This is a genomic window from Klebsiella quasipneumoniae subsp. quasipneumoniae (genome assembly GCF_020525925.1).
GTDB classification, from domain to species: Bacteria; Pseudomonadota; Gammaproteobacteria; order Enterobacterales; family Enterobacteriaceae; genus Klebsiella; species Klebsiella quasipneumoniae.
The window spans coordinates 1,507,119-1,527,531 of record NZ_CP084876.1; the positions used below are offsets into that span (position 1 = coordinate 1,507,119).

General features: G+C 61.7%; 17 protein-coding genes. 15 read left to right on the plus strand and 2 right to left on the minus strand.

What is annotated here, in order from left to right; genetic code table 11:
- Positions 1–20: 20 nt before the first annotated feature.
- The 8 genes from nuoG (at position 21) to nuoN (ending at position 10,272) form a co-directional block, all read left to right on the plus strand.
- Positions 21–2,747 carry an NADH-quinone oxidoreductase subunit NuoG gene (gene nuoG, locus LGM20_RS07465; RefSeq protein ID WP_044524268.1) on the plus strand — a complete coding sequence of 909 codons (2,727 nt, stop codon included), beginning with the start codon at positions 21–23 and terminating at the stop codon, positions 2,745–2,747.
- Positions 2,744–3,721, plus strand: coding sequence for an NADH-quinone oxidoreductase subunit NuoH (gene nuoH / locus LGM20_RS07470; RefSeq protein WP_023290510.1), 978 nt, complete (start codon positions 2,744–2,746; stop codon positions 3,719–3,721). The genes nuoG and nuoH overlap by 4 nt, the downstream gene beginning before the upstream one ends.
- Positions 3,722–3,735: 14 nt before the next feature.
- Positions 3,736–4,278, plus strand: coding sequence for an NADH-quinone oxidoreductase subunit NuoI (gene nuoI, locus LGM20_RS07475; RefSeq protein WP_002913152.1), 543 nt, complete (start codon positions 3,736–3,738; stop codon positions 4,276–4,278).
- Between the two features lie 10 nt (positions 4,279–4,288).
- Positions 4,289–4,843 (plus strand): NADH-quinone oxidoreductase subunit J, encoded by a 555-nt coding sequence (nuoJ, locus tag LGM20_RS07480; protein WP_044524266.1) that lies wholly within the window; start codon positions 4,289–4,291, stop codon positions 4,841–4,843.
- Positions 4,840–5,142: an NADH-quinone oxidoreductase subunit NuoK gene (nuoK, locus tag LGM20_RS07485; RefSeq protein WP_004865088.1), complete on the plus strand. Its 303-nt coding sequence runs from the start codon at positions 4,840–4,842 to the stop codon at positions 5,140–5,142. The genes nuoJ and nuoK overlap by 4 nt, the downstream gene beginning before the upstream one ends.
- Positions 5,139–6,980, plus strand: a complete 1,842-nt coding sequence (gene nuoL, locus LGM20_RS07490) for an NADH-quinone oxidoreductase subunit L (RefSeq protein ID WP_032453592.1) — start codon at positions 5,139–5,141, stop codon at positions 6,978–6,980. The genes nuoK and nuoL overlap by 4 nt, the downstream gene beginning before the upstream one ends.
- Before the next feature lie 298 nt (positions 6,981–7,278).
- Positions 7,279–8,808 (plus strand): NADH-quinone oxidoreductase subunit M, encoded by a 1,530-nt coding sequence (gene nuoM / locus LGM20_RS07495; protein WP_044524265.1) that lies wholly within the window; start codon positions 7,279–7,281, stop codon positions 8,806–8,808.
- Between the two features lie 6 nt (positions 8,809–8,814).
- Positions 8,815–10,272 (plus strand): NADH-quinone oxidoreductase subunit NuoN, encoded by a 1,458-nt coding sequence (nuoN, locus tag LGM20_RS07500; RefSeq protein WP_004201737.1) that lies wholly within the window; start codon positions 8,815–8,817, stop codon positions 10,270–10,272.
- A 56-nt stretch (positions 10,273–10,328) separates the two neighbouring features.
- Here the strand turns inward: nuoN and rnz are convergent, their stop codons facing one another.
- The gene (gene rnz / locus LGM20_RS07505; protein ID WP_044524264.1) at positions 10,329–11,249 is read right to left on the minus strand and encodes a ribonuclease Z; all 921 of its coding nucleotides are present in this window, start codon (positions 11,247–11,249) and stop codon (positions 10,329–10,331) included.
- A 57-nt stretch (positions 11,250–11,306) separates the two neighbouring features.
- On the opposite strand from rnz, the gene LGM20_RS07510 reads away from it, so the two are divergent.
- The 7 genes from LGM20_RS07510 to menE all read left to right on the plus strand — a co-directional run bounded on the left by LGM20_RS07510 (position 11,307) and on the right by menE (position 18,896).
- The gene (locus LGM20_RS07510) at positions 11,307–11,768 is read left to right on the plus strand and encodes a GNAT family N-acetyltransferase (protein ID WP_032428946.1); all 462 of its coding nucleotides are present in this window, start codon (positions 11,307–11,309) and stop codon (positions 11,766–11,768) included.
- A gap of 135 nt (positions 11,769–11,903) precedes the next feature.
- Positions 11,904–13,193, plus strand: a complete 1,290-nt coding sequence (menF, locus tag LGM20_RS07515; RefSeq protein ID WP_044524262.1) for an isochorismate synthase MenF — start codon at positions 11,904–11,906, stop codon at positions 13,191–13,193.
- 82 nt (positions 13,194–13,275) lie between these two features.
- Positions 13,276–14,946, plus strand: coding sequence for a 2-succinyl-5-enolpyruvyl-6-hydroxy-3-cyclohexene-1-carboxylic-acid synthase (gene menD / locus LGM20_RS07520; RefSeq protein ID WP_044524261.1), 1,671 nt, complete (start codon positions 13,276–13,278; stop codon positions 14,944–14,946).
- A complete protein-coding gene (gene menH, locus LGM20_RS07525; RefSeq protein ID WP_044524260.1) occupies positions 14,943–15,701 on the plus strand; it encodes a 2-succinyl-6-hydroxy-2,4-cyclohexadiene-1-carboxylate synthase in 759 nt (252 codons plus the stop codon). The genes menD and menH overlap by 4 nt, the downstream gene beginning before the upstream one ends.
- Before the next feature lie 14 nt (positions 15,702–15,715).
- Positions 15,716–16,573: a 1,4-dihydroxy-2-naphthoyl-CoA synthase gene (gene menB / locus LGM20_RS07530; protein WP_004201730.1), complete on the plus strand. Its 858-nt coding sequence runs from the start codon at positions 15,716–15,718 to the stop codon at positions 16,571–16,573.
- Positions 16,573–17,538 carry an o-succinylbenzoate synthase gene (menC, locus tag LGM20_RS07535; protein ID WP_044524259.1) on the plus strand — a complete coding sequence of 322 codons (966 nt, stop codon included), beginning with the start codon at positions 16,573–16,575 and terminating at the stop codon, positions 17,536–17,538. Before menB ends, menC begins: the two co-directional genes overlap by 1 nt.
- Entirely contained in the window at positions 17,535–18,896 is a 1,362-nt protein-coding gene (gene menE, locus LGM20_RS07540; protein WP_044524258.1) for an o-succinylbenzoate--CoA ligase, read from the plus strand. Before menC ends, menE begins: the two co-directional genes overlap by 4 nt.
- Here the strand turns inward: menE and LGM20_RS07545 are convergent.
- Positions 18,893–20,410 carry a tripartite tricarboxylate transporter permease gene (locus LGM20_RS07545; RefSeq protein WP_023290502.1) on the minus strand — a complete coding sequence of 506 codons (1,518 nt, stop codon included), beginning with the start codon at positions 20,408–20,410 and terminating at the stop codon, positions 18,893–18,895. The two genes, menE and LGM20_RS07545, sit on opposite strands and share 4 nt — an antisense overlap.
- Between the last annotated feature and the right edge of the window lie 3 nt (positions 20,411–20,413).

A 20,413-nucleotide genomic window follows, 5' to 3' on the forward strand; every position in this document is an offset into this window, starting at 1 on the left:
TTATTTTTGGAAGCACGCTAATGGCTACGATTCATGTAGACGGCAAAGAATACGAGGTCAACGGAGCGGACAACCTGCTGGAGGCTTGTCTCTCTCTTGGGCTTGATATTCCCTACTTTTGCTGGCACCCGGCGCTAGGGAGCGTCGGTGCTTGCCGCCAGTGTGCGGTGAAGCAATATCAGAACGCGGAAGACACGCGTGGTCGCCTGGTGATGTCCTGTATGACTCCGGCATCCGACGGCACCTTTATTTCTATCGACGATGGCGAAGCGAAGCAGTTCCGCGAAAGCGTGGTGGAGTGGCTGATGACCAACCACCCGCACGACTGCCCGGTCTGCGAAGAGGGCGGCAACTGCCACCTGCAGGATATGACGGTGATGACCGGCCATAGCTTCCGCCGCTATCGTTTTACCAAGCGTACCCACCGCAATCAGGATCTGGGGCCGTTTATTTCTCACGAAATGAACCGCTGCATCGCCTGCTACCGCTGCGTGCGCTACTACAAAGATTATGCCGACGGCACCGATCTGGGCGTCTATGGCGCCCACGACAACGTCTACTTCGGCCGCCCGGAAGATGGCACCCTGGAGAGTGAATTCTCCGGCAACCTGGTGGAAGTCTGCCCGACTGGCGTCTTCACCGATAAAACCCACTCCGAGCGCTATAACCGTAAATGGGACATGCAGTTTGCGCCGAGCATCTGCCAGCAGTGTTCCATCGGCTGTAACATCAGTCCGGGCGAACGCTATGGCGAACTGCGTCGTATCGAAAACCGTTATAACGGGACCGTTAACCGCTACTTCCTCTGCGACCGCGGTCGTTTCGGCTATGGCTACGTGAACCTGAAAGACCGTCCGCGTCAGCCGGTTCAGCGCCGCGGCGACGATCTGATTACCCTCAACGCCGAGCAGGCGATGCAGGGCGCGGCGGATATTCTGCGCCAGTCGAAGAAAGTGATCGGCATCGGCTCCCCGCGCGCCAGCATTGAAAGCAACTTCGCGCTGCGCGAGCTGGTGGGCGCCGACAACTTCTATACCGGCATCGCCAAAGGCGAACAAGCGCGCCTGCAGATGATGCTGAAAGTGCTGCGCGAAGGTGGGATCCACACCCCAAGCCTGCGCGATATCGAATCCTACGACGCGGTACTGGTGCTGGGCGAAGACATTACCCAGACCGGCGCGCGCGTCGCGCTGGCGGTGCGTCAGGCGGTGAAAGGGAAAGCACGCGAAATGGCGGCGGCGCAGAAAGTGGCCGACTGGCAGATTGCGGCGATCCTCAACATCGGCCAGCGTGCCAAACACCCGCTATTCGTCACCAACATCGATGACACCCGCCTGGATGACATCGCCGCGTGGACCTACCGCGCGCCGGTGGAAGATCAGGCGCGTCTCGGCTTCGCCATCGCCCATGCGCTGGACGACAGCGCGCCGGCGGTTGACGGCCTGAGCCGCGAACTGCAGGGTAAAGTCGATGTCATCGTCCAGGCGCTGGCCGGGGCGAAAAAACCACTGATTATTTCCGGGACCAACGCCGGCAGCATGGAGATCATCCAGGCCGCCGCTAACGTGGCGAAAGCCCTGAAAGGCCGCGGCGCCGACGTCGGCGTGACGATGGTTGCCCGCGCGGTGAATAGCGTCGGTCTGGGTATGATCGGCGGCGGTTCTCTTGAAGAGGCGCTGGACGAACTGGAAAGCGGCGCCGCAGACGCGGTCATCGTGCTGGAAAACGACCTTCACCGTCATGCTTCCGCCGCCCGCGTCGACGCAGCGCTCTCCAAAGCGCCGCTGGTGATGGTGGTTGACCATCAGCGCACGGCGATTATGGACAAAGCGCACCTGGTGCTCTCCGCGGCAAGCTTTGCGGAAAGCGACGGTACCGTGGTCAACAACGAAGGCCGCGCTCAGCGCTTCTTCCAGGTCTACGACCCGGCCTACTACGACGCGAAAACCGTCATGCTGGAAAGCTGGCGCTGGCTGCATTCCCTGCACAGCACCGTTAACAACCGTCAGGTTGACTGGACGCAGCTGGACCACGTCATCGATGCCGCGATTGCCGCCCTGCCGCAGCTGGCGGGCATTAAAGACGCCGCGCCGGATGCGACCTTCCGCATTCGCGGTCAGAAGCTGGCGCGTGAACCGCACCGCTACAGCGGCCGCACGGCGATGCGCGCCAACATCAGCGTCCACGAACCGCGTCAGCCGCAGGATAAAGACACCATGTTCGCCTTCTCCATGGAAGGGAACAACCAGCCGTCCGCCCCGCGTTCGCAGATCCCGTTCGCCTGGGCGCCGGGCTGGAACTCCCCGCAGGCATGGAACAAGTTCCAGGATGAAGTGGGCGGGAAACTGCGCCACGGCGATCCGGGCGTCCGTCTGTTTGAAGCGTCCGCCAGCGGGCTGGAATACTTCACGGCGGTGCCGGCCAGCTTCCAGGCTGAAGACGGGAAATGGCGTATCGCGCCGTACTACCACCTGTTTGGCAGCGATGAGCTGTCACAGCGCGCGCCGGTGTTCCAGAGCCGGATGCCTGAGCCGTACATCAAGCTGAACCCGGCGGATGCCGCGAAGCTTGGCGTCAACGCCGGGGCGATGCTCTCCTTTAGCGTGGAAGGCCAGACCCTGCGTCTGCCGCTGGTTATCTCTGAAGGTCTGACCGCAGGACAGGTTGGCTTACCGATGGGCATGCCGGGCATTGCGCCGGTACTGACCGGATCGCGTATTGATTCACTGCAGGAGGCGAAAGCATGAGCTGGTTAACGCCGGATCTTATCGACATTCTGTTAAGCATCCTGAAGGCCGTGGTCATTCTGCTGGTGGTGGTCACCTGCGGCGCGTTCATGAGCTTCGGCGAGCGTCGTCTGCTCGGTCTGTTCCAGAACCGCTACGGGCCAAACCGGGTGGGCTGGGGCGGTTCGCTGCAGCTGGTCGCCGACATGATCAAAATGTTCTTTAAAGAGGACTGGGTTCCGCGCTTCTCGGATCGCGTGATCTTTACTCTGGCGCCGGTGATCGCCTTTACTTCGCTGCTGCTGGCCTTCGCCATTGTGCCGGTCAGCCCGACGTGGGTGGTGGCCGATCTGAACATCGGGATCCTGTTCTTCCTGATGATGGCAGGCCTGGCGGTGTACGCGGTGCTGTTCGCCGGTTGGTCGAGCAACAACAAATACTCCCTGCTGGGGGCGATGCGTGCTTCCGCGCAGACCCTGAGCTACGAAGTGTTCCTCGGCCTCTCCCTGATGGGCGTGGTGGCGCAGGCGGGGTCATTCAACATGACCGATATCGTCAACAACCAGGCGCATCTGTGGAACGTTATTCCGCAGTTCTTCGGCTTCGTGACGTTCGCCATCGCCGGCGTGGCGGTGTGTCACCGTCACCCGTTCGACCAGCCGGAAGCGGAGCAGGAGCTGGCCGATGGTTACCACATTGAATATTCCGGCATGAAGTTCGGTCTGTTCTTCGTGGGTGAATACATCGGTATCGTCACCGTTTCAGCGCTGATCGTCACGCTGTTCTTCGGCGGCTGGAATGGCCCGTGGTTACCTCCTTTCATCTGGTTCGCGCTGAAAACCGCGTTCTTCATGATGATGTTCATTTTGATCCGCGCATCATTACCTCGTCCGCGCTATGACCAGGTAATGTCCTTTGGCTGGAAGGTATGCCTGCCGTTAACGCTGGTCAACTTGTTGGTAACGGCGGCTGTCATTCTCTGGCAGGCGCAATAAGGGGTGAATTGAACATGACCTTAAAAGAATTATTGGTGGGGTTCGGCACCCAGGTCCGGAGTATCTGGATGATTGGCCTGCATGCCTTCGCCAAACGTGAAACCCGGATGTACCCGGAAGAGCCGGTCTATTTGCCGCCGCGTTATCGCGGCCGCATCGTGCTGACGCGCGATCCGGACGGTGCAGAGCGCTGCGTCGCCTGTAACCTGTGTGCGGTAGCCTGCCCGGTGGGCTGTATTTCGCTGCAGAAAGCAGAGACGGTAGACGGCCGCTGGTACCCTGAGTTCTTCCGCATCAACTTCTCACGCTGCATCTTCTGCGGTCTGTGCGAAGAAGCGTGCCCGACCACGGCGATCCAGTTGACCCCTGACTTCGAGCTGGGTGAATACAAACGTCAGGATCTGGTGTACGAAAAAGAGGATCTGCTGATTTCCGGTCCGGGCAAATACCCGGAATATAACTTCTACCGGATGGCGGGTATGGCAATCGACGGCAAAGATAAGGGCGAAGCGGAAAACGAAGCTAAGCCGATCGACGTCAAGAGCCTGTTACCGTAAGGAGAGGGCAATGGAATTCGCTTTTTATATCTGTGGCCTGATCGCCATCCTCGCAACCTTGCGGGTCGTCACCCACACCAATCCGGTGCATGCGCTGCTGTACCTGATCATTTCGCTGTTAGCGATTGCCGGGGTGTTCTTCTCGCTGGGCGCTTACTTCGCCGGGGCGCTGGAGATTATCGTTTACGCCGGGGCCATTATGGTGCTGTTCGTCTTCGTGGTGATGATGCTCAACCTGGGCGGCAGCGAAATCGAACAGGAACGCAAATGGCTGCAGCCGGGGATCTGGATTGGCCCGGCCATCCTCTCCGCGGTGCTGCTGGTGGTTATCGTTTACGCTATCCTGGGGATTAACGACCAGGGTATCGACGGCGCGGCGATCAACGCCAAAGAAGTGGGTATTGCGCTGTTTGGGTCGTACGTCCTGGCGGTGGAGCTGGCCTCCATGCTGCTGCTGGCGGGCCTGGTAGTCGCCTTCCATATTGGCCGCGAAGAGCGCGCCGGCGAGGTGCTGAGCAACCGCGTGAACGACAGCGACAAAAGAAAAACGGAGGAACACGCATGATCCCCTTAACACATGGACTGATCCTCGCGGCCATCCTGTTTGTGCTTGGTCTGACGGGGCTGGTGATCCGCCGCAATCTGCTGTTTATGTTGATCAGCCTGGAAATCATGATTAACGCCGCCGCGCTGGCCTTTGTGGTGGCGGGCAGCTACTGGGGCCAGACTGATGGTCAGATTATGTATATCCTCGCTATCAGCCTCGCGGCTGCGGAAGCGAGTATCGGTCTGGCGCTGCTGCTGCAGCTCCATCGTCGCCGCCAGAACCTGAACATCGATTCAGTAAGTGAGTTGCGTGGATGAACATGCTTGCCTTAACCATTCTTTTGCCATTGATTGGCTTTGTGCTGCTGGCCTTTTCCCGCGGGCGCTGGTCGGAAAACCTTTCCGCCACCGTTGGCATGGGCTCGGTAGGCCTGGCGGCGCTGGTCACCGCCTACGTCGGCGTTGACTTTTTCGCTAACGGCAAACAGGCGGTCAGCGTGCCGCTGTGGACCTGGATGTCGGTTGGGGATTTCAACATCGGCTTCAACCTGGTGCTGGACGGCCTGTCGCTGACCATGCTCTCCGTGGTGACCGGCGTCGGCTTCCTGATCCATATGTTCGCCTCCTGGTATATGCGCGGTGAAGAGGGCTATTCCCGCTTCTTCGCCTACACCAACCTGTTTATCGCCAGCATGGTGGTTCTGGTACTGGCCGATAACCTGCTGCTGATGTACCTGGGTTGGGAAGGGGTGGGTCTCTGCTCTTACCTGCTGATCGGTTTCTACTACACCGATCCGAAGAACGGCGCCGCAGCGATGAAAGCGTTTGTGGTGACCCGCGTCGGCGACGTGTTCCTCGCCTTCGCGCTGTTCATTCTTTATAACGAACTGGGTACCCTCAACTTCCGCGAAATGGTTGAGCTGGCGCCGCAGCACTTCGCTAACGGCAGCACCACGCTGCAGTGGGCGACGCTGATGCTGCTCGGCGGCGCGGTCGGTAAATCCGCCCAGCTGCCGCTGCAAACGTGGCTTGCCGATGCGATGGCGGGTCCGACGCCAGTCTCCGCGCTGATCCACGCCGCCACCATGGTTACCGCGGGCGTCTACCTGATCGCCCGTACCCACGGTCTGTTCCTGATGACGCCGGAAGTGCTGCATCTGGTCGGGATCGTCGGGGCGGTAACGCTGGTGCTGGCGGGCTTCGCCGCGCTGGTGCAGACCGACATCAAACGCGTTCTCGCTTACTCCACCATGAGCCAGATTGGCTACATGTTTCTCGCGCTGGGCGTGCAGGCATGGGATGCGGCGATTTTCCATCTGATGACCCACGCGTTTTTTAAAGCGCTGCTGTTCCTGTCGTCGGGTTCGGTGATTCTCGCCTGCCATCACGAACAGAACATCTTCAAGATGGGCGGCCTGCGCAAATCTATTCCGCTGGTGTACGTCTGCTTCCTGGTGGGGGGCGCGGCGCTGTCCGCTCTGCCGCTCATTACCGCAGGCTTCTTCAGTAAGGATGAGATTCTGGCGGGGGCGATGGCCAACGGCCATATCAACCTGATGGTGGCGGGCCTGGTCGGCGCCTTTATGACCTCGCTGTACACCTTCCGCATGATTTTCATCGTGTTCCACGGTAAAGAGCAAATTCACGCGCACGCAGGGAAGGGGATCACCCATCATCTGCCGCTGATTGTGCTGCTGGTGCTGTCCACCTTCGTTGGCGCGCTGATCGTGCCGCCGCTGGAAGGCGTCCTGCCGCAGACCACTGAACTGGCGCACGGCAACGTGATGACGCTGGAGATTGCCTCCGGGATCATCGCCATTGCCGGCATCCTGATCGCCGCATGGCTGTGGCTGGGCAAACGCACCCTGGTGACCTCTATCGCCAACAGCGCGCCTGGCCGCTTCTTCGGTACCTGGTGGTTCCATGCCTGGGGCTTCGACTGGTTATACGACAAAGTCTTCGTTAAGCCATTCCTCGGCATTGCCTGGCTGCTGAAGAGCGATCCGCTGAACGCATTGATGAACATCCCGGCGATCCTCTCCCGCTTCGCAGGTAAAGGCCTGCTGGTGAGCGAGAACGGCTATCTGCGCTGGTATGTGGCGTCAATGAGCATCGGCGCGGTGGTGGTGCTGGCGCTGCTGATGGTATTGCGTTGAGTTTGAGAACCATTGTGTTGCCCGGCGGCGCGCTGCTTGCCGGGCCTACGGGACCGTAGGTCGGGTAAGCGTTAGCGCCACCCGACACAACAAGCCTCAAACCGAAGTGAATTTTCTGTGAGAATTCGTTGAAAATCAGGTCGTAAAGGACAGGCATTATCGGCGAAGTCAACGTGGACGCCGCCTGCGCGGAGCAACCGGAGCGTATTAAAGTACGTGAGGATTGTGAGCACAGCCGGAGTTCGCTATGACGAGTAAGATAGCCTGAACCGGACTTAAATAAGGAATAAAAATCACCATGTTATTGCCTTGGTTGATATTAATCCCCTTTATCGGCGGCTTCCTGTGCTGGCAGACCGAACGCTTTGGCGTGAAAGTGCCGCGCTGGATCGCGCTGATTACTATGGGACTGACGCTGGCGCTTGGCCTGCAGCTGTGGATGCAGGGCGGCTATTCTCTGACGCAATCCGCGGGTATTCCGCAGTGGCAGTCTGAGTTCGTGCTGCCGTGGATCCCACGCTTCGGCATTAGCATTCATCTGGCGATCGACGGCCTGTCGCTGCTGATGGTGGTGCTGACCGGTCTGCTCGGCGTGCTGGCGGTGCTCTGTTCCTGGCGCGAAATCGAAAAATACCAGGGATTCTTCCACCTCAACCTGATGTGGATCCTGGGCGGCGTCATCGGCGTGTTCCTCGCCATCGACATGTTCCTGTTCTTCTTCTTCTGGGAAATGATGTTGGTGCCGATGTACTTCCTGATCGCGCTGTGGGGCCACAAAGCCTCTGACGGTAAAACGCGTATCACGGCGGCCACCAAGTTCTTCATCTACACCCAGGCGAGCGGCATGGTGATGCTGATCGCCATTCTGGCGCTGGCATTCGTCCACTTCAACGCCACCGGCGTGTGGACTTTCAACTATGAAGAGCTGTTGAAAACCCCGATGTCCCACGGCGTGGAATACCTGCTGATGCTCGGCTTCTTCATCGCCTTCGCGGTGAAAATGCCGGTGGTGCCGCTGCACGGCTGGCTGCCGGACGCCCACTCCCAGGCGCCGACCGCCGGTTCCGTCGACCTCGCGGGGATCCTGCTGAAAACCGCGGCCTACGGTCTGCTGCGCTTTGCGTTGCCGCTGTTCCCGAACGCCTCCGCCGAGTTTGCGCCCATCGCGATGTGGCTGGGCGTGATCGGGATCTTCTACGGCGCGTGGATGGCCTTTGCGCAGACGGATATCAAACGTCTTATCGCCTACACCTCCGTGTCCCACATGGGCTTCGTGCTGATTGCTATCTACACCGGCAGCCAGCTGGCGTATCAGGGGGCGGTGATCCAGATGATTGCTCACGGTCTCTCCGCGGCGGGTCTGTTTATTCTCTGCGGCCAGCTGTACGAACGTCTGCATACTCGTGACATGCGTCAGATGGGCGGTCTGTGGAGCAAAATCAAATGGCTGCCGGCGATGTCGATGTTCTTCGCCGTCGCCACCCTGGGGATGCCGGGCACGGGTAACTTCGTCGGCGAATTTATGATCCTGTTCGGCAGCTATAAAGTGGTGCCGGTGATCACCGTGATCTCGACCTTTGGTCTGGTATTCGCGTCCGTTTACTCGCTGTCGATGCTGCATCGCGCTTATTTCGGTAAAGCGAAAAGCGAAATCGCGGCGAAAGCGCTGCCGGGGATGTCCCTGCGTGAACTGTCTATCATCCTGCTGCTGGTGGTGCTGCTTGTGCTGTTGGGCTTCTTCCCGCAGCCGATCCTCGACACCTCGCATGCTGCGATGAGCAACATTCAGCAGTGGTTTGTTAATTCTGTTTCTACTACAAGGCCGTAATTCGCCATGACAATAACTCCACAACAACTGATCGCACTGCTACCGCTGCTGATCGTCGGCTTGACGGTGGTGGTTGTGATGCTCTCCATTGCGTGGCGACGCAATCATTTTCTCAATGCCACGCTGTCGGTTCTCGGACTTAACGCCGCGCTGGTCTCGCTCTGGTTCGTCGGCCAGAACGGGGCGATGGACGTCACGCCGCTGATCCGCGTTGACGGCTACGCTATGCTCTATACCGGGCTGGTGCTGCTGGCGAGCCTCGCGACCTGTACTTTCGCCTACCCGTGGCTTGAGGGTTACAAGGACAACAAAGAAGAGTTCTACCTGCTGGTGTTGATTGCCGCCCTGGGTGGTATTCTGCTGGCCGGTGCGAATCATCTGGCGGCGCTGTTCCTCGGCATCGAGTTGATCTCCTTGCCGCTGTTCGGCCTGGTCGGCTACGCCTTCCGCCAGAAGCGTTCGCTGGAAGCGAGCATCAAATACACCATCCTCTCAGCGGCAGCCTCCTCTTTCCTGCTGTTCGGTATGGCGCTGGTGTATGCGAACTCCGGCAACCTGTCCTTCCTTGCGCTGGGCAAGAGCCTGGCGGACAACACCCTGCACGAGCCGCTGCTGCTGGCGGGGCTCGGCCTGATGATCGTCGGTCTTGGCTTTAAGCTGTCGCTGGTGCCGTTCCACCTGTGGACGCCGGACGTTTACCAGGGGGCGCCTGCGCCGGTCTCCACCTTCCTGGCGACCGCCAGCAAGATTGCTATCTTCGGCGTGGTGATGCGTCTGTTCCTGTACATGCCGGTGGGCAACAGCGAAGCGGTGCGCGTGGTGCTGGGGCTGATCGCCTTCGCCTCTATCATCTTCGGTAACCTGATGGCGCTGAGCCAGACCAATATCAAACGTCTGCTCGGTTACTCTTCAATCTCCCACCTCGGCTATCTGCTGGTGGCGCTGATCGCCCTGCAAAGCGGCGAAATGTCGATGGAAGCCGTTGGCGTCTACCTGGCCGGCTACCTGTTCAGCAGCCTCGGCGCGTTCGGCGTGGTCAGCCTGATGTCCAGCCCATACCGTGGCCCGGACGCGGACTCGCTGTTCTCCTACCGCGGTCTGTTCTGGCACCGTCCGATCCTGTCGGCGGTGATGACGGTGATGATGCTCTCCCTGGCCGGTATCCCAATGACTCTCGGCTTTATCGGTAAGTTCTACGTACTGGCCGTCGGTGTTCACGCCCATCTGTGGTGGCTGGTTGCCGCGGTGGTTGTCGGCTCGGCGATCGGTCTCTACTACTACCTGCGCGTGGCGGTGAGTTTGTACCTGAGCGCGCCGGAGCAGCTGAACCGTGATGCGCCGTCGAACTGGCAGTACAGCGCGGGCGGTATCGTGGTGCTGATCTCTGCCCTGCTGGTGCTGGTGCTCGGTATCTGGCCGCAGCCGCTGATTAGCATCGTGCAGCTGGCGACGCCGCTGATGTAAGTTGATTGCCTCAATAAAAAAACCGCCGGAATGGCGGTTTTTTTATGCCCGGAATGTTACGCCACCCTGTAGACCATAAAGTCTTCCGCCAGCAGGGTGTCCGGGAAAATCTCCCGGCATTCCGCCAGCATCCGCAGGCAGCCTTCGGCATCGTAGCGTGAGCTAAAGTGGGTGGCGATTAGCGTGCCGACCCCCGCTTCTTTGGCAAGCGCTGCGGTCTGCTGGCTGGAAGAGTGGCCGCGGCTATTGGCTTTCTCCGCCATCGCCTGCTCCAGCGTGGTTTCGTGCACCATCACATCCGCCCCGCGCGCCATTTCCAGCGCCTGCGGGCAGGGGGCGGTATCGCCGAAGATGGCCAGCGTTTTACCCGGCGTAGCGGGCCCCAGGTAGCGGCTGCCGTCGATCGTCCGGCCATCCGCCAGCGTGACCTGTTCACCGCGCTTAAGCCGGTGAAACAGCGGTCCGGGGGGCACGCCGTCGGCAATCAGCTGGGCGGCGTCGAGGGCGCCGGGCTTGTCATGCTGCTCAATGCGATACCCGTAGCACTCCACTGGATGGCTGAGCGGGAACGCGGTGACCCGATAGCCCTCTTCGTCGAACACCAGACCGGGGCCAACTTCGACGATGGTCAGGGGATAATCGGTCCACGAACCGCTGAGGCGCAGCGCGGTGTCAATGAATTCCTTTATTCCTTTTGGTCCGTAGACCGTCAGCGGCAGCGAATTCCCCTGCATCGAGCGGCTGCACAGCAGGCCGGGCAGGCCGAACAGATGGTCGCCGTGCAGATGGGTAATAAAGATCTTATTCAGTTTGCCTGGATGATGGGGCGTATGCAGAAATTGATGCTGGGTCCCTTCGCCGCAGTCAAACAACCACATTTCGGCGCGGGTTGGCTGTTGCAAATTGAGTATTATCGACGTCATATTACGCGTGCGGGTCGGCACCCCGGCGGATGTCCCCAAAAAAGTTAATTCCATCGTCCAGTGTCCTCAGGGCGAGTCGCAAAGTATCAGTATATCAATAAGGAGCAGCAGATGATGACCTGGCAGGATCTCCATCATAGTGAACTTACCGTTCCCCAACTGTATGCGCTGCTGAAGCTGCGCAGCGAAGTCTTTGTCGTGGAGCAGCAGTGCGCCTATCAGGATGTCGACGGCGATGATTTGGTCGGGGAAAATCGCCATCTGCTCGGCTGGCGCGATGGCGAACTGGTGGCCTATGCGCGGATCCTTAAAAGCGAAGAGACGTACGATCCGGTGGTGATTGGCCGGGTTATCGTCAGCCCCGCCGCGCGCGGCGAAAAGCTCGGCCATCAGCTGATGGCGCAGGCGCTGGCCAGCTGTCAGCGGCACTGGCCGCAAAAGGCGATTTACCTCGGGGCGCAGGCGCATCTGCAAGCCTTTTACGCCCACTTCGGTTTTACGCCAGTGACTGAGGTCTATGATGAGGATGGCATTCCGCACATCGGCATGGCGCGGGAAAGCCGCGCTCTCTGACCCCTGAACACTCGCGTCCCAACCTTGTTCCGGGCCGGCGAGCGGGGGAGTTAAAACCCGCTCCCTCGTCATGGGTACTGCTATTCCGCCGTTGAACCCCTTATAATGTGGGGTTTTACTACCGTGGAGGTTTGCGTGCTGTCTGTTTCCACTGCGCTGGCCCGTTTACGTGACGGCCTGAGTGAGCCCTTTCCTGACTCACCCGGCACGCGAATTATCGATATTGCCTTTCCGCTGAATGATGCCTTCGATCCGCTGCTATGGTGCGGCCAGCAGCCGCAGTGGCCGCAGTTCTACTGGCAGCAGCGCAATGGCGACGAGGAGCTGGCGGCGCTGGGGGCGGTAAAAAGCTTTCCCTCGCTCGACGCCGCAAACCGCTTTTTACACCAGGCCGGGCGGCAGGATCTGCGCATCTGCGGCCTGAATGCGTTTGCCCCGCAGCAGGGCCGGCTGGTGCTGCCGCGTCTGGAGTGGCGTCGGTGCGGCGGCAGGGCCGTGATGCGGCTGGTGCTGCACAGCGACCTCTCCCTGCGCGACGATGCCGTGACGGCGCGTGATTTTCTCGCCAGTCTGACCACCGCCCAGGCGACACCTGGCGGCGTGCCGCCGCTGCTGAGCGAGCGCCACTCCTCCGATTATCCCCAGTGGCAGGCAATGATAGACCAGGCGACGCAGGCCATCGCCGCCGGCGACATGGATAAAGTGGTGCTGGCGCGGGCAACCGACCTGCAGTTTGCCGCCCCGCTGGATGCCGTGAGCATCATGGCCGCCAGCCGCAGCCGCAATCTTAACTGTTTTCATTTCCTGATGGCGTTCAATGCCCGGCAGGCGTTTTTCGGCTCCACGCCGGAGCGGCTGTGGCGCCGGCGCGGCGCGCTGCTGCGCACCGAAGCGCTGGCGGGCACCGTCGCTAATCATCAGGATGACGCGAAGGCGCAGCAGCTGGCCGACTGGTTGATGAAAGACGACAAAAATCAGCGGGAAAACATGCTGGTGGTGGAGGATATCTGCCAGCGCCTGCAGAGTGAGGCCTCGACGCTGGACGTTCTGCCGCCGCAGGTGGTGAGGCTGCGCAAGGTGCAGCATCTCCGACGCTGCATCTGGACCGAGCTGGCGGAGCCTGACGACAGCCGCTGTCTGCTGCAGCTCCAGCCCACCGCCGCGGTGGCCGGCCTGCCGCGGCGGGCGGCGCTGGCATTCATTCAGCGCCATGAACCTTTTTCCCGTGAATGGTACGCCGGTTCCGCCGGGTATCTGTCGCTGGCGCAAAGCGAGTTTTGCGTGGCGCTGCGTTCGGCGAAAGTGGACAACGACACTCTGCGACTGTATGCCGGGGCGGGGATCGTCAGCGGCTCCGATGCGCAGCAGGAGTGGCAGGAGATTGACAACAAAGCGGCCGGGCTGCGCTCGCTGCTGTGTCCATAAGACGGGAATGACGATGCATATCAAAACGCCGTCACTTTGCCTTATCTATACTTAGCATCAATATTTGATACCGGACAATTTCATGTCAGTAAGCGCATTTAACCGACGCTGGGCGGCGGTGATCCTGGAAGCTTTAACGCGCCACGGCGTGCAGCATATCTGCATTGCGCCGGGCTCGCGCTCGACACCCTTAACCCTGGCGGCGGCGGAAAACCGCGCCTTTATCCATCATACCCATTTTGACGAACGCGGCCTCGGCCACCTGGCGCTCGGTCTGGCGAAAGCCAGTCGCCAGCCGGTGGCGGTTATTGTGACCTCCGGGACCGCCACCGCGAACCTATATCCGGCGCTGATTGAGGCGGGGCTTACCGGGGAAAAGCTGATTCTCCTGACCGCCGACCGTCCGCCGGAGCTGATCGACTGCGGCGCCAATCAGGCGATTCGTCAGCCGGGGATGTTCGCCTCCCATCCGTCGCAGACGATTTCTCTGCCGCGTCCCTCGCAGGATATTTCCGCCCGCTGGCTGGTCTCGACCCTCGACCAGGCATTGGGCGAGCTGCACGCCGGCGGGGTGCATATCAACTGCCCGTTCGCCGAACCGCTGTATGGCGATATGGATGATACCGGCGTGGAGTGGCAGCAGCAGCTCGGCAACTGGTGGCAGAGCGATAAACCCTGGTTACGTCAGGCGCTGCAGATGGAAAGTGAGAAACAGCGCGACTGGTTCTTCTGGCGGCAAAAGCGCGGCGTGGTCGTGGCGGGCAGAATGAGCGCCGCCGAAGGGAAAAAAGTGGCCGAGTGGGCGCAAACCCTCGGCTGGCCGCTGATCGGCGATATCCTGTCACAGACCGGGCAGCCGCTGCCGTGCGCTGACCTGTGGCTGGGCAACGGCAAAGCGGTGAGCGAGCTGGCGCAGGCGCAGATCGTGGTTCAGCTCGGCAGCAGCCTGACCGGCAAGCGGGTCCTGCAGTGGCAGGCCACCTGCGAGCCTGATGAATACTGGCTGGTGGATAATCTGCCCGGCCGTCTCGATCCGGCGCAGCACCGCGGCCGTCGTCTGCTCGCCAGCATTGACCGCTGGCTTGAGCTTCACCCGGCGGAGAAACGCCAGCCGTGGGCGACGGCTATTCCTGAACTGGCCCGACAGGCGTGGGAGGCGGCGGTCGCCAGCAACGAACCCTTTGGCGAAGCGCAGCTGGCGCAGCGAATTCGGCGCTATCTGCCGGAACAGGGGCAATTGTTTGTCGGCAACAGCCTGGTGGTGCGCCTGATCGACGCCCTGGCGCAGCTGCCGGCTGGCTACCCGGTTTACAGCAACCGCGGCGCCAGCGGCATTGATGGCTTGATCGCCACCGCCGCCGGCGTCCAGCGCGCCAGCGCCCGGCCAACCCTGGCTATCGTCGGCGATCTTTCGGCGCTGTACGATCTCAACTCGCTGGCCCTGCTGCGCCAGGCGTCGGCGCCGTTGGTGCTGATCGTGGTGAACAACAACGGCGGGCAGATTTTCTCCATGCTGCCGACGCCGCAGGACGAGCGGCGCCAGTTCTACTTAATGCCGCAGGACGTTGATTTCAGCCACGCGGCGGCGATGTTCGGCCTGGTCTATCATCGCCCGGCTGACTGGCAGGCGCTGGATGAGGTGCTGGCCGGCGCCTGGCGCAGGGCAGGGGCGACGGTGATTGAGCTGGCGGTCAATGAGACCGACGGCACGCAGACCCTCCAGCAGCTGCTGGCGCAGGTAAGTCGCCTGTGACCCTCAGCGCTGCAGTCGAACATGGCCAGCCGGGTTATCCCTGGCTGGTCTTTCTGCACGGTTTTTCCGGCGACCGCCATGAGTGGCGGGAAGTAGGCGACGCGTTTCGCGCCTGGCCGCGGCTGTATCTCGATCTGCCGGGCCACGGCGGCTCGGCGGATATCGCGGTGCAGGACTTTGCCGGGGTCAATATTTTGCTGCAGGCTACGCTTAATAGTTACAACATACTTAACTACTGGCTGATCGGTTACTCGCTGGGGGGCCGGGTGGCGATGAACTTCGCCTGCCAGCCGCGCGCGGGCCTGCGCGGCCTCGTCGTGGAGGGCGGCCATCCGGGGCTGCAGGATGCCGAAGCGCGGCAGGCGCGGCGCAGCAACGACAGCGCCTGGGCGGAACGTTTTCGCCATGAGCCGTTGGCGCAGGTCTTTGCCGACTGGTATCAGCAGCCGGTCTTCGCTTCACTGGATGCCGGGCAGCGCGCGGCGCTGGTCGCCTTACGCAGCCGGAACAACGGCGCGACGCTGGCCGAGATGCTGCAGGCGACCTCCCTTGCCGGGCAGGCCGATCTGCGCGCGTCCCTGCAGGCGCGCGATTTCCCCTTTCATTACCTGTGCGGCGAGCGCGACGCGAAGTTTCGCGCCATCGCGCAGGCGCTCGCGGCGGATCTCCATCTTATTCACCATGCCGGACACAACGCGCACCGGGACAACCCGGCGGCGGTGATTGCCTGTCTGGCGCAGATTCTGGCAAGTTAACTGAAGGACATTCTATGATCTCTCTTGATGAAGCAATGCTCTATGCCCCTGTTGAATGGCACGATTGTTCCGAAGGCTATACCGATATTCGCTATCACAAATCGGCCGACGGCATTGCCAAAATCACAATCAATCGCCCGCAGGTGCGCAACGCCTTCCGCCCGCTGACCGTCAAAGAGATGATCCAGGCGCTGGCGGATGCTCGTTATGACGACAATATCGGGGTGATTGTCCTGACCGGGGAAGGTGAGAAAGCCTTTTGCGCCGGCGGCGATCAGAAAGTCCGCGGCGATTACGGCGGCTATCAGGACGACTCCGGCGTGCATCATCTCAACGTACTCGACTTTCAGCGCCAGATCCGCACCTGCCCGAAACCGGTGGTAGCGATGGTGGCCGGCTACTCTATCGGCGGCGGCCACGTGCTGCACATGATGTGCGATCTGACCATCGCGGCGGAAAACGCCATCTTCGGTCAGACCGGGCCGAAAGTCGGCTCCTTCGACGGCGGCTGGGGCGCCTCCTATATGGCGCGCATCGTCGGGCAGAAAAAAGCGCGCGAAATCTGGTTCCTCTGCCGTCAGTATGACGCGCAGCAGGCGCTGGACATGGGGCTGGTGAACACCGTGGTGCCGCTGGCGGATCTGGAAAAAGAGACGGTGCGCTGGTGTCGTGAAATGCTGCAGAACAGCCCAATGGCGCTGCGCTGCCTGAAAGCGGCGCTGAACGCCGACTGCGACGGCCAGGCCGGTCTGCAGGAGCTGGCGGGCAACGCCACCATGCTGTTCTACATGACGGAAGAGGGACAGGAAGGCCGCAATGCCTTCAACCAGAAACGTCAGCCGGACTTCAGCAAATTTAAACGGAATCCCTAATGCGCGTTTCGCAGGTTTACCGCTGGCAGATACCGATGGACGCGGGCGTGGTGCTGCGAGAACGGCGGTTAAAAACCCGCGACGGGCTGTTCATCCACCTGCGGGAGGGTGAGCGGGAGGGCTGGGGGGAAATTTCTCCCCTGCCGGGATTCAGCGCAGAAACCCTGGCGGAGGCGCAGGCGGCGCTCCTGCCCTGGGCTCAGGCCTGGCGCGACGGCGCGGAGCCGGCGCTTCCTGCGCTGCCCTCTGTCGCCTTTGGCATCAGCTGCGCGCAGGCGGAGCTCAGCGGCGAGCTGCCGCAGGCCGCGGATTATCGCGCGGCGCCGCTCTGCTCCGGCGATCCGGATGAGCTGTTCGCCAGACTGGCGGCGATGCCCGGCGAGAAAGTCGCTAAGGTGAAAGTGGGGCTCTGGGAGGCGGTCCGCGACGGCATGGTGGTTAATCTGCTGCTGGAAGCCATCCCCGACCTGCAGTTGCGTCTGGATGCCAACCGGGCCTGGACGCCGCTGAAAGCGCAGCAGTTTGCGAAATATGTCGATCCGGCGTATCGCCAGCGCATTGCCTTTCTTGAGGAACCTTGTAAAACGCGGGAGGACTCGCGGGCCTTTAGTCGCGAAACCGGGATCGCTATCGCCTGGGATGAAAGCCTGCGCGAGGCGGATTTTCGCTTCGTCGCCGAGCCTGGCGTGCGCGCGGTGGTGATCAAGCCGACGCTAACCGGCAGTTTACATCGGGTTCAGCAGCAGGTCGCCGCGGCCCATGCGCTGGGGCTGAGCGCGGTGATCAGCTCGTCGATCGAGTCCAGCCTCGGGTTAACCCAGCTGGCGCGGGTTGCCGCCTGGCTGACGCCGCAGACCATCCCCGGACTGGACACCCTGTCGCTGATGGGCGCCCAGCTGGTGCGGGCGTGGCCGGAAAGCACCCTGCCGATGCTCAGCATCGATACGCTGGAGCCGCTGCTGTGACCTTTCGCGACTGGCCCTGGCGGCACTGGCGCCAGCGGCGCGGAGAGGCGCAGGCGCTGCGCCTGAATGACCAGCCGCTGACCTGGCGCGACCTGTGCGCCCGCGTTGACGCCCTGGCGGCCGGGTTTGCCGCGCAGGGCGTAACCGAAGGTCACGGGGTGGCGCTGCAGGCTTTTAACCAGCCGTCGACGCTGCTGGCCTGGCTGGCGCTGCTGCAGTGCGGCGCGCGGGTGCTGCCGCTGAATCCGCAGCTGCCGACGGCGTTGCTGCAGGAACTGCTGCCAGCGTTGACCGTCCAGCATCAGCTGGTGCTTAACGGCGATGCGCTGCCGGGGGATTTACCGGCGTTAACCCTGCAGGCGACAACGGGAACCCATGCTGTGCCGTGGCGTGGGGATCGTTTCGCCTCAATGACGCTGACCTCGGGGTCGACCGGTTTGCCGAAGGCGGCAGTGCATCATGCCAGCGCCCATCTGGCCAGCGCCGCCGGCGTGCTGGCGCTGATGCCGTTTGCCGCAGAAGATGACTGGCTGCTGTCGCTGCCGCTGTTTCATGTCTCCGGCCAGGGGATTATGTGGCGCTGGCTGCTGGCCGGCGCGCGGCTGACGGTGCGCGATAAACAACCGCTGGCGCAGATGCTGCAGGGCTGTACCCATGCTTCGCTGGTGCCGACTCAGCTGTGGCGCCTGCTGAATGACGATGCTGCGCTTTCCCTCAAGGCGGTGCTGCTCGGCGGCGCGGCGATCCCGGTCGAATTGACCGAGCGGGCGTGGGGGCAGGGGGTACGCACCTACTGCGGCTATGGCCTGACCGAATTCGCTTCCACCGTCTGCGCTAAAGAGGCCGACGGCTCGGCGGATGTGGGCGCGGCGTTGCCGGGGCGGGAGATGAAAATCGTTGCCGGCGAGGTCTGGCTGCGGGCGGCGAGCATGGCCGCGGGCTACTGGCGCGACGGTCAATTGTTGCCATTGACCAACGACGAAGGGTGGTTTGCCACCCGCGATCGCGGCGAGATCATCGATGGACGGCTTACTCTCCTCGGGCGCCTGGATAATCTCTTTTTCAGCGGTGGGGAAGGGATCCAGCCGGAGGAGGTGGAACGGATCATCGGGGCGCATCCGCAGATACAGCAGGCGTTTGTCGTGCCGCTGGACGATGCGGAATATGGCCAGCGTCCGGTAGCGGTGGTGGAATGCGATGACGGCTGCGAAATGAGCGTGCTGGCGGCATGGAGCGCGGAACGGCTGGCGCGTTTCCAGCAGCCGGTGCGTTGGCTGCGGCTGCCGGAAACGTTAAAGAACGGTGGGATTAAGATCTCGCGCCGGGCGCTGCGCGAATGGGTCAATTCGCCGGCTTAGCCGATATTGGCTTCGGCGCGACGCTGGCGCTGTTTACGCCGCAGACGCAGCAGCGGCGGCACCACCAGCACGGCGATAGCCAGCACCAGCAGCGTTTTGGTCACCCCGCTTTGCCACAGGATCGCCAGATTGCCGTTGCTGATCGACAGCGCGCGACGCAGGTTCTGCTCCAGCATCTCCCCCAGCACGAAGCCAAGGATCAGCGGCGACATCGGGAAGTGCATTTTGCGCATGATGTAGCCGAGCACCCCGAGCCCCACCATCAGCAGCAGGTCAAAAGTGGTGCTGTGTACCGCGTAGACGCCGACGGCGGAGACCGCGGCGATGGCCGGGACCAGAAACCACAGCGGAATGGTCAGCATACGGGTGAACAGGCCGATCAGCGGAATGTTCATAATAAGCAGCATCACGTTGGCGATCAGCAGGGCGGCAATCAGCCCCCAGACGATATCCGGCTGCTCGGTGAACATTGCCGGGCCGGGGGTGATGTTATACAGCGTCAGCGCGCCCATCATCACCGCGGTGGTGCCGGACCCCGGCACGCCGAGCGTCAGCATGGGAATAAAGGAACCGCAGGCGGAGGCGTTATTGGCCGCTTCCGGCGCCGCCACGCCGCGAATATCGCCCTTGCCGAAGTTATCGCTGTTACCGCTGAGTTTTTTCTCCGTCATGTAGGTAATGGCGCTGGCGATGGTCGCCCCGGCGCCGGGCAGAATGCCGACGAAGAAACCCACCACCGAAGAGCGCAGGGTCGCGCCGACGCACTGCGCGGCCTCTTTGGTGTTAAACAGCATCCGTCCGGTTTTCCGCACCAGCGTTTGTCCGCCGCTGGTGCTCTCCAGCATCAACAGGATCTCTGAAACCGAGAACAGGCCGATCACCACCACAATAAACTGTACGCCGTCCGAGAGATGGACGCTGTCGAAGGTGAAGCGGTAAACCCCGGTATTGGCGTCCACCCCTACCGTCGCCAGACCCAGGCCGATTAACGCCGCGAGGAACGACTTCAGCGGGTTCTGCGCCATCATGCTGCCAAGACAGGCGATGGCGAAGACCATCAGCGCGAAGTATTCCGCCGGACCGAACGCCAGCGACCACTGGGCGAGCAGCGGCGCGAACAAAATAATACCGCCGATGGCGATCATTGAGCCAAAGAAGGAACTGACGGCGGAAATCGACAACGCAACGCCGCCGCGACCCTGCTGGGCCATCGGATAGCCGTCGAGGGCGGTCATAATGGCGGCGGCATCGCCGGGCACGTTCAACAGAATTGATGAAATACGCCCGCCGTATTCGCAACCGATATAGACCGTCGCCAGCAGGATCAGCGCCGATTCCGCGGGTAAATGCAGGGCGAAAGCCAGCGGCAGCAGAATCGCCACGCCGTTGATAGGCCCCAGCCCCGGCAGGAGGCCGACGATAGTCCCGACAAAGCAGCCGATCAGGGCGATCAGCAGGTTCTCCGGCGTCATGGCGACGGCGAAGCCCTGCGAGAGATAGATCCAGGTATCCATAAA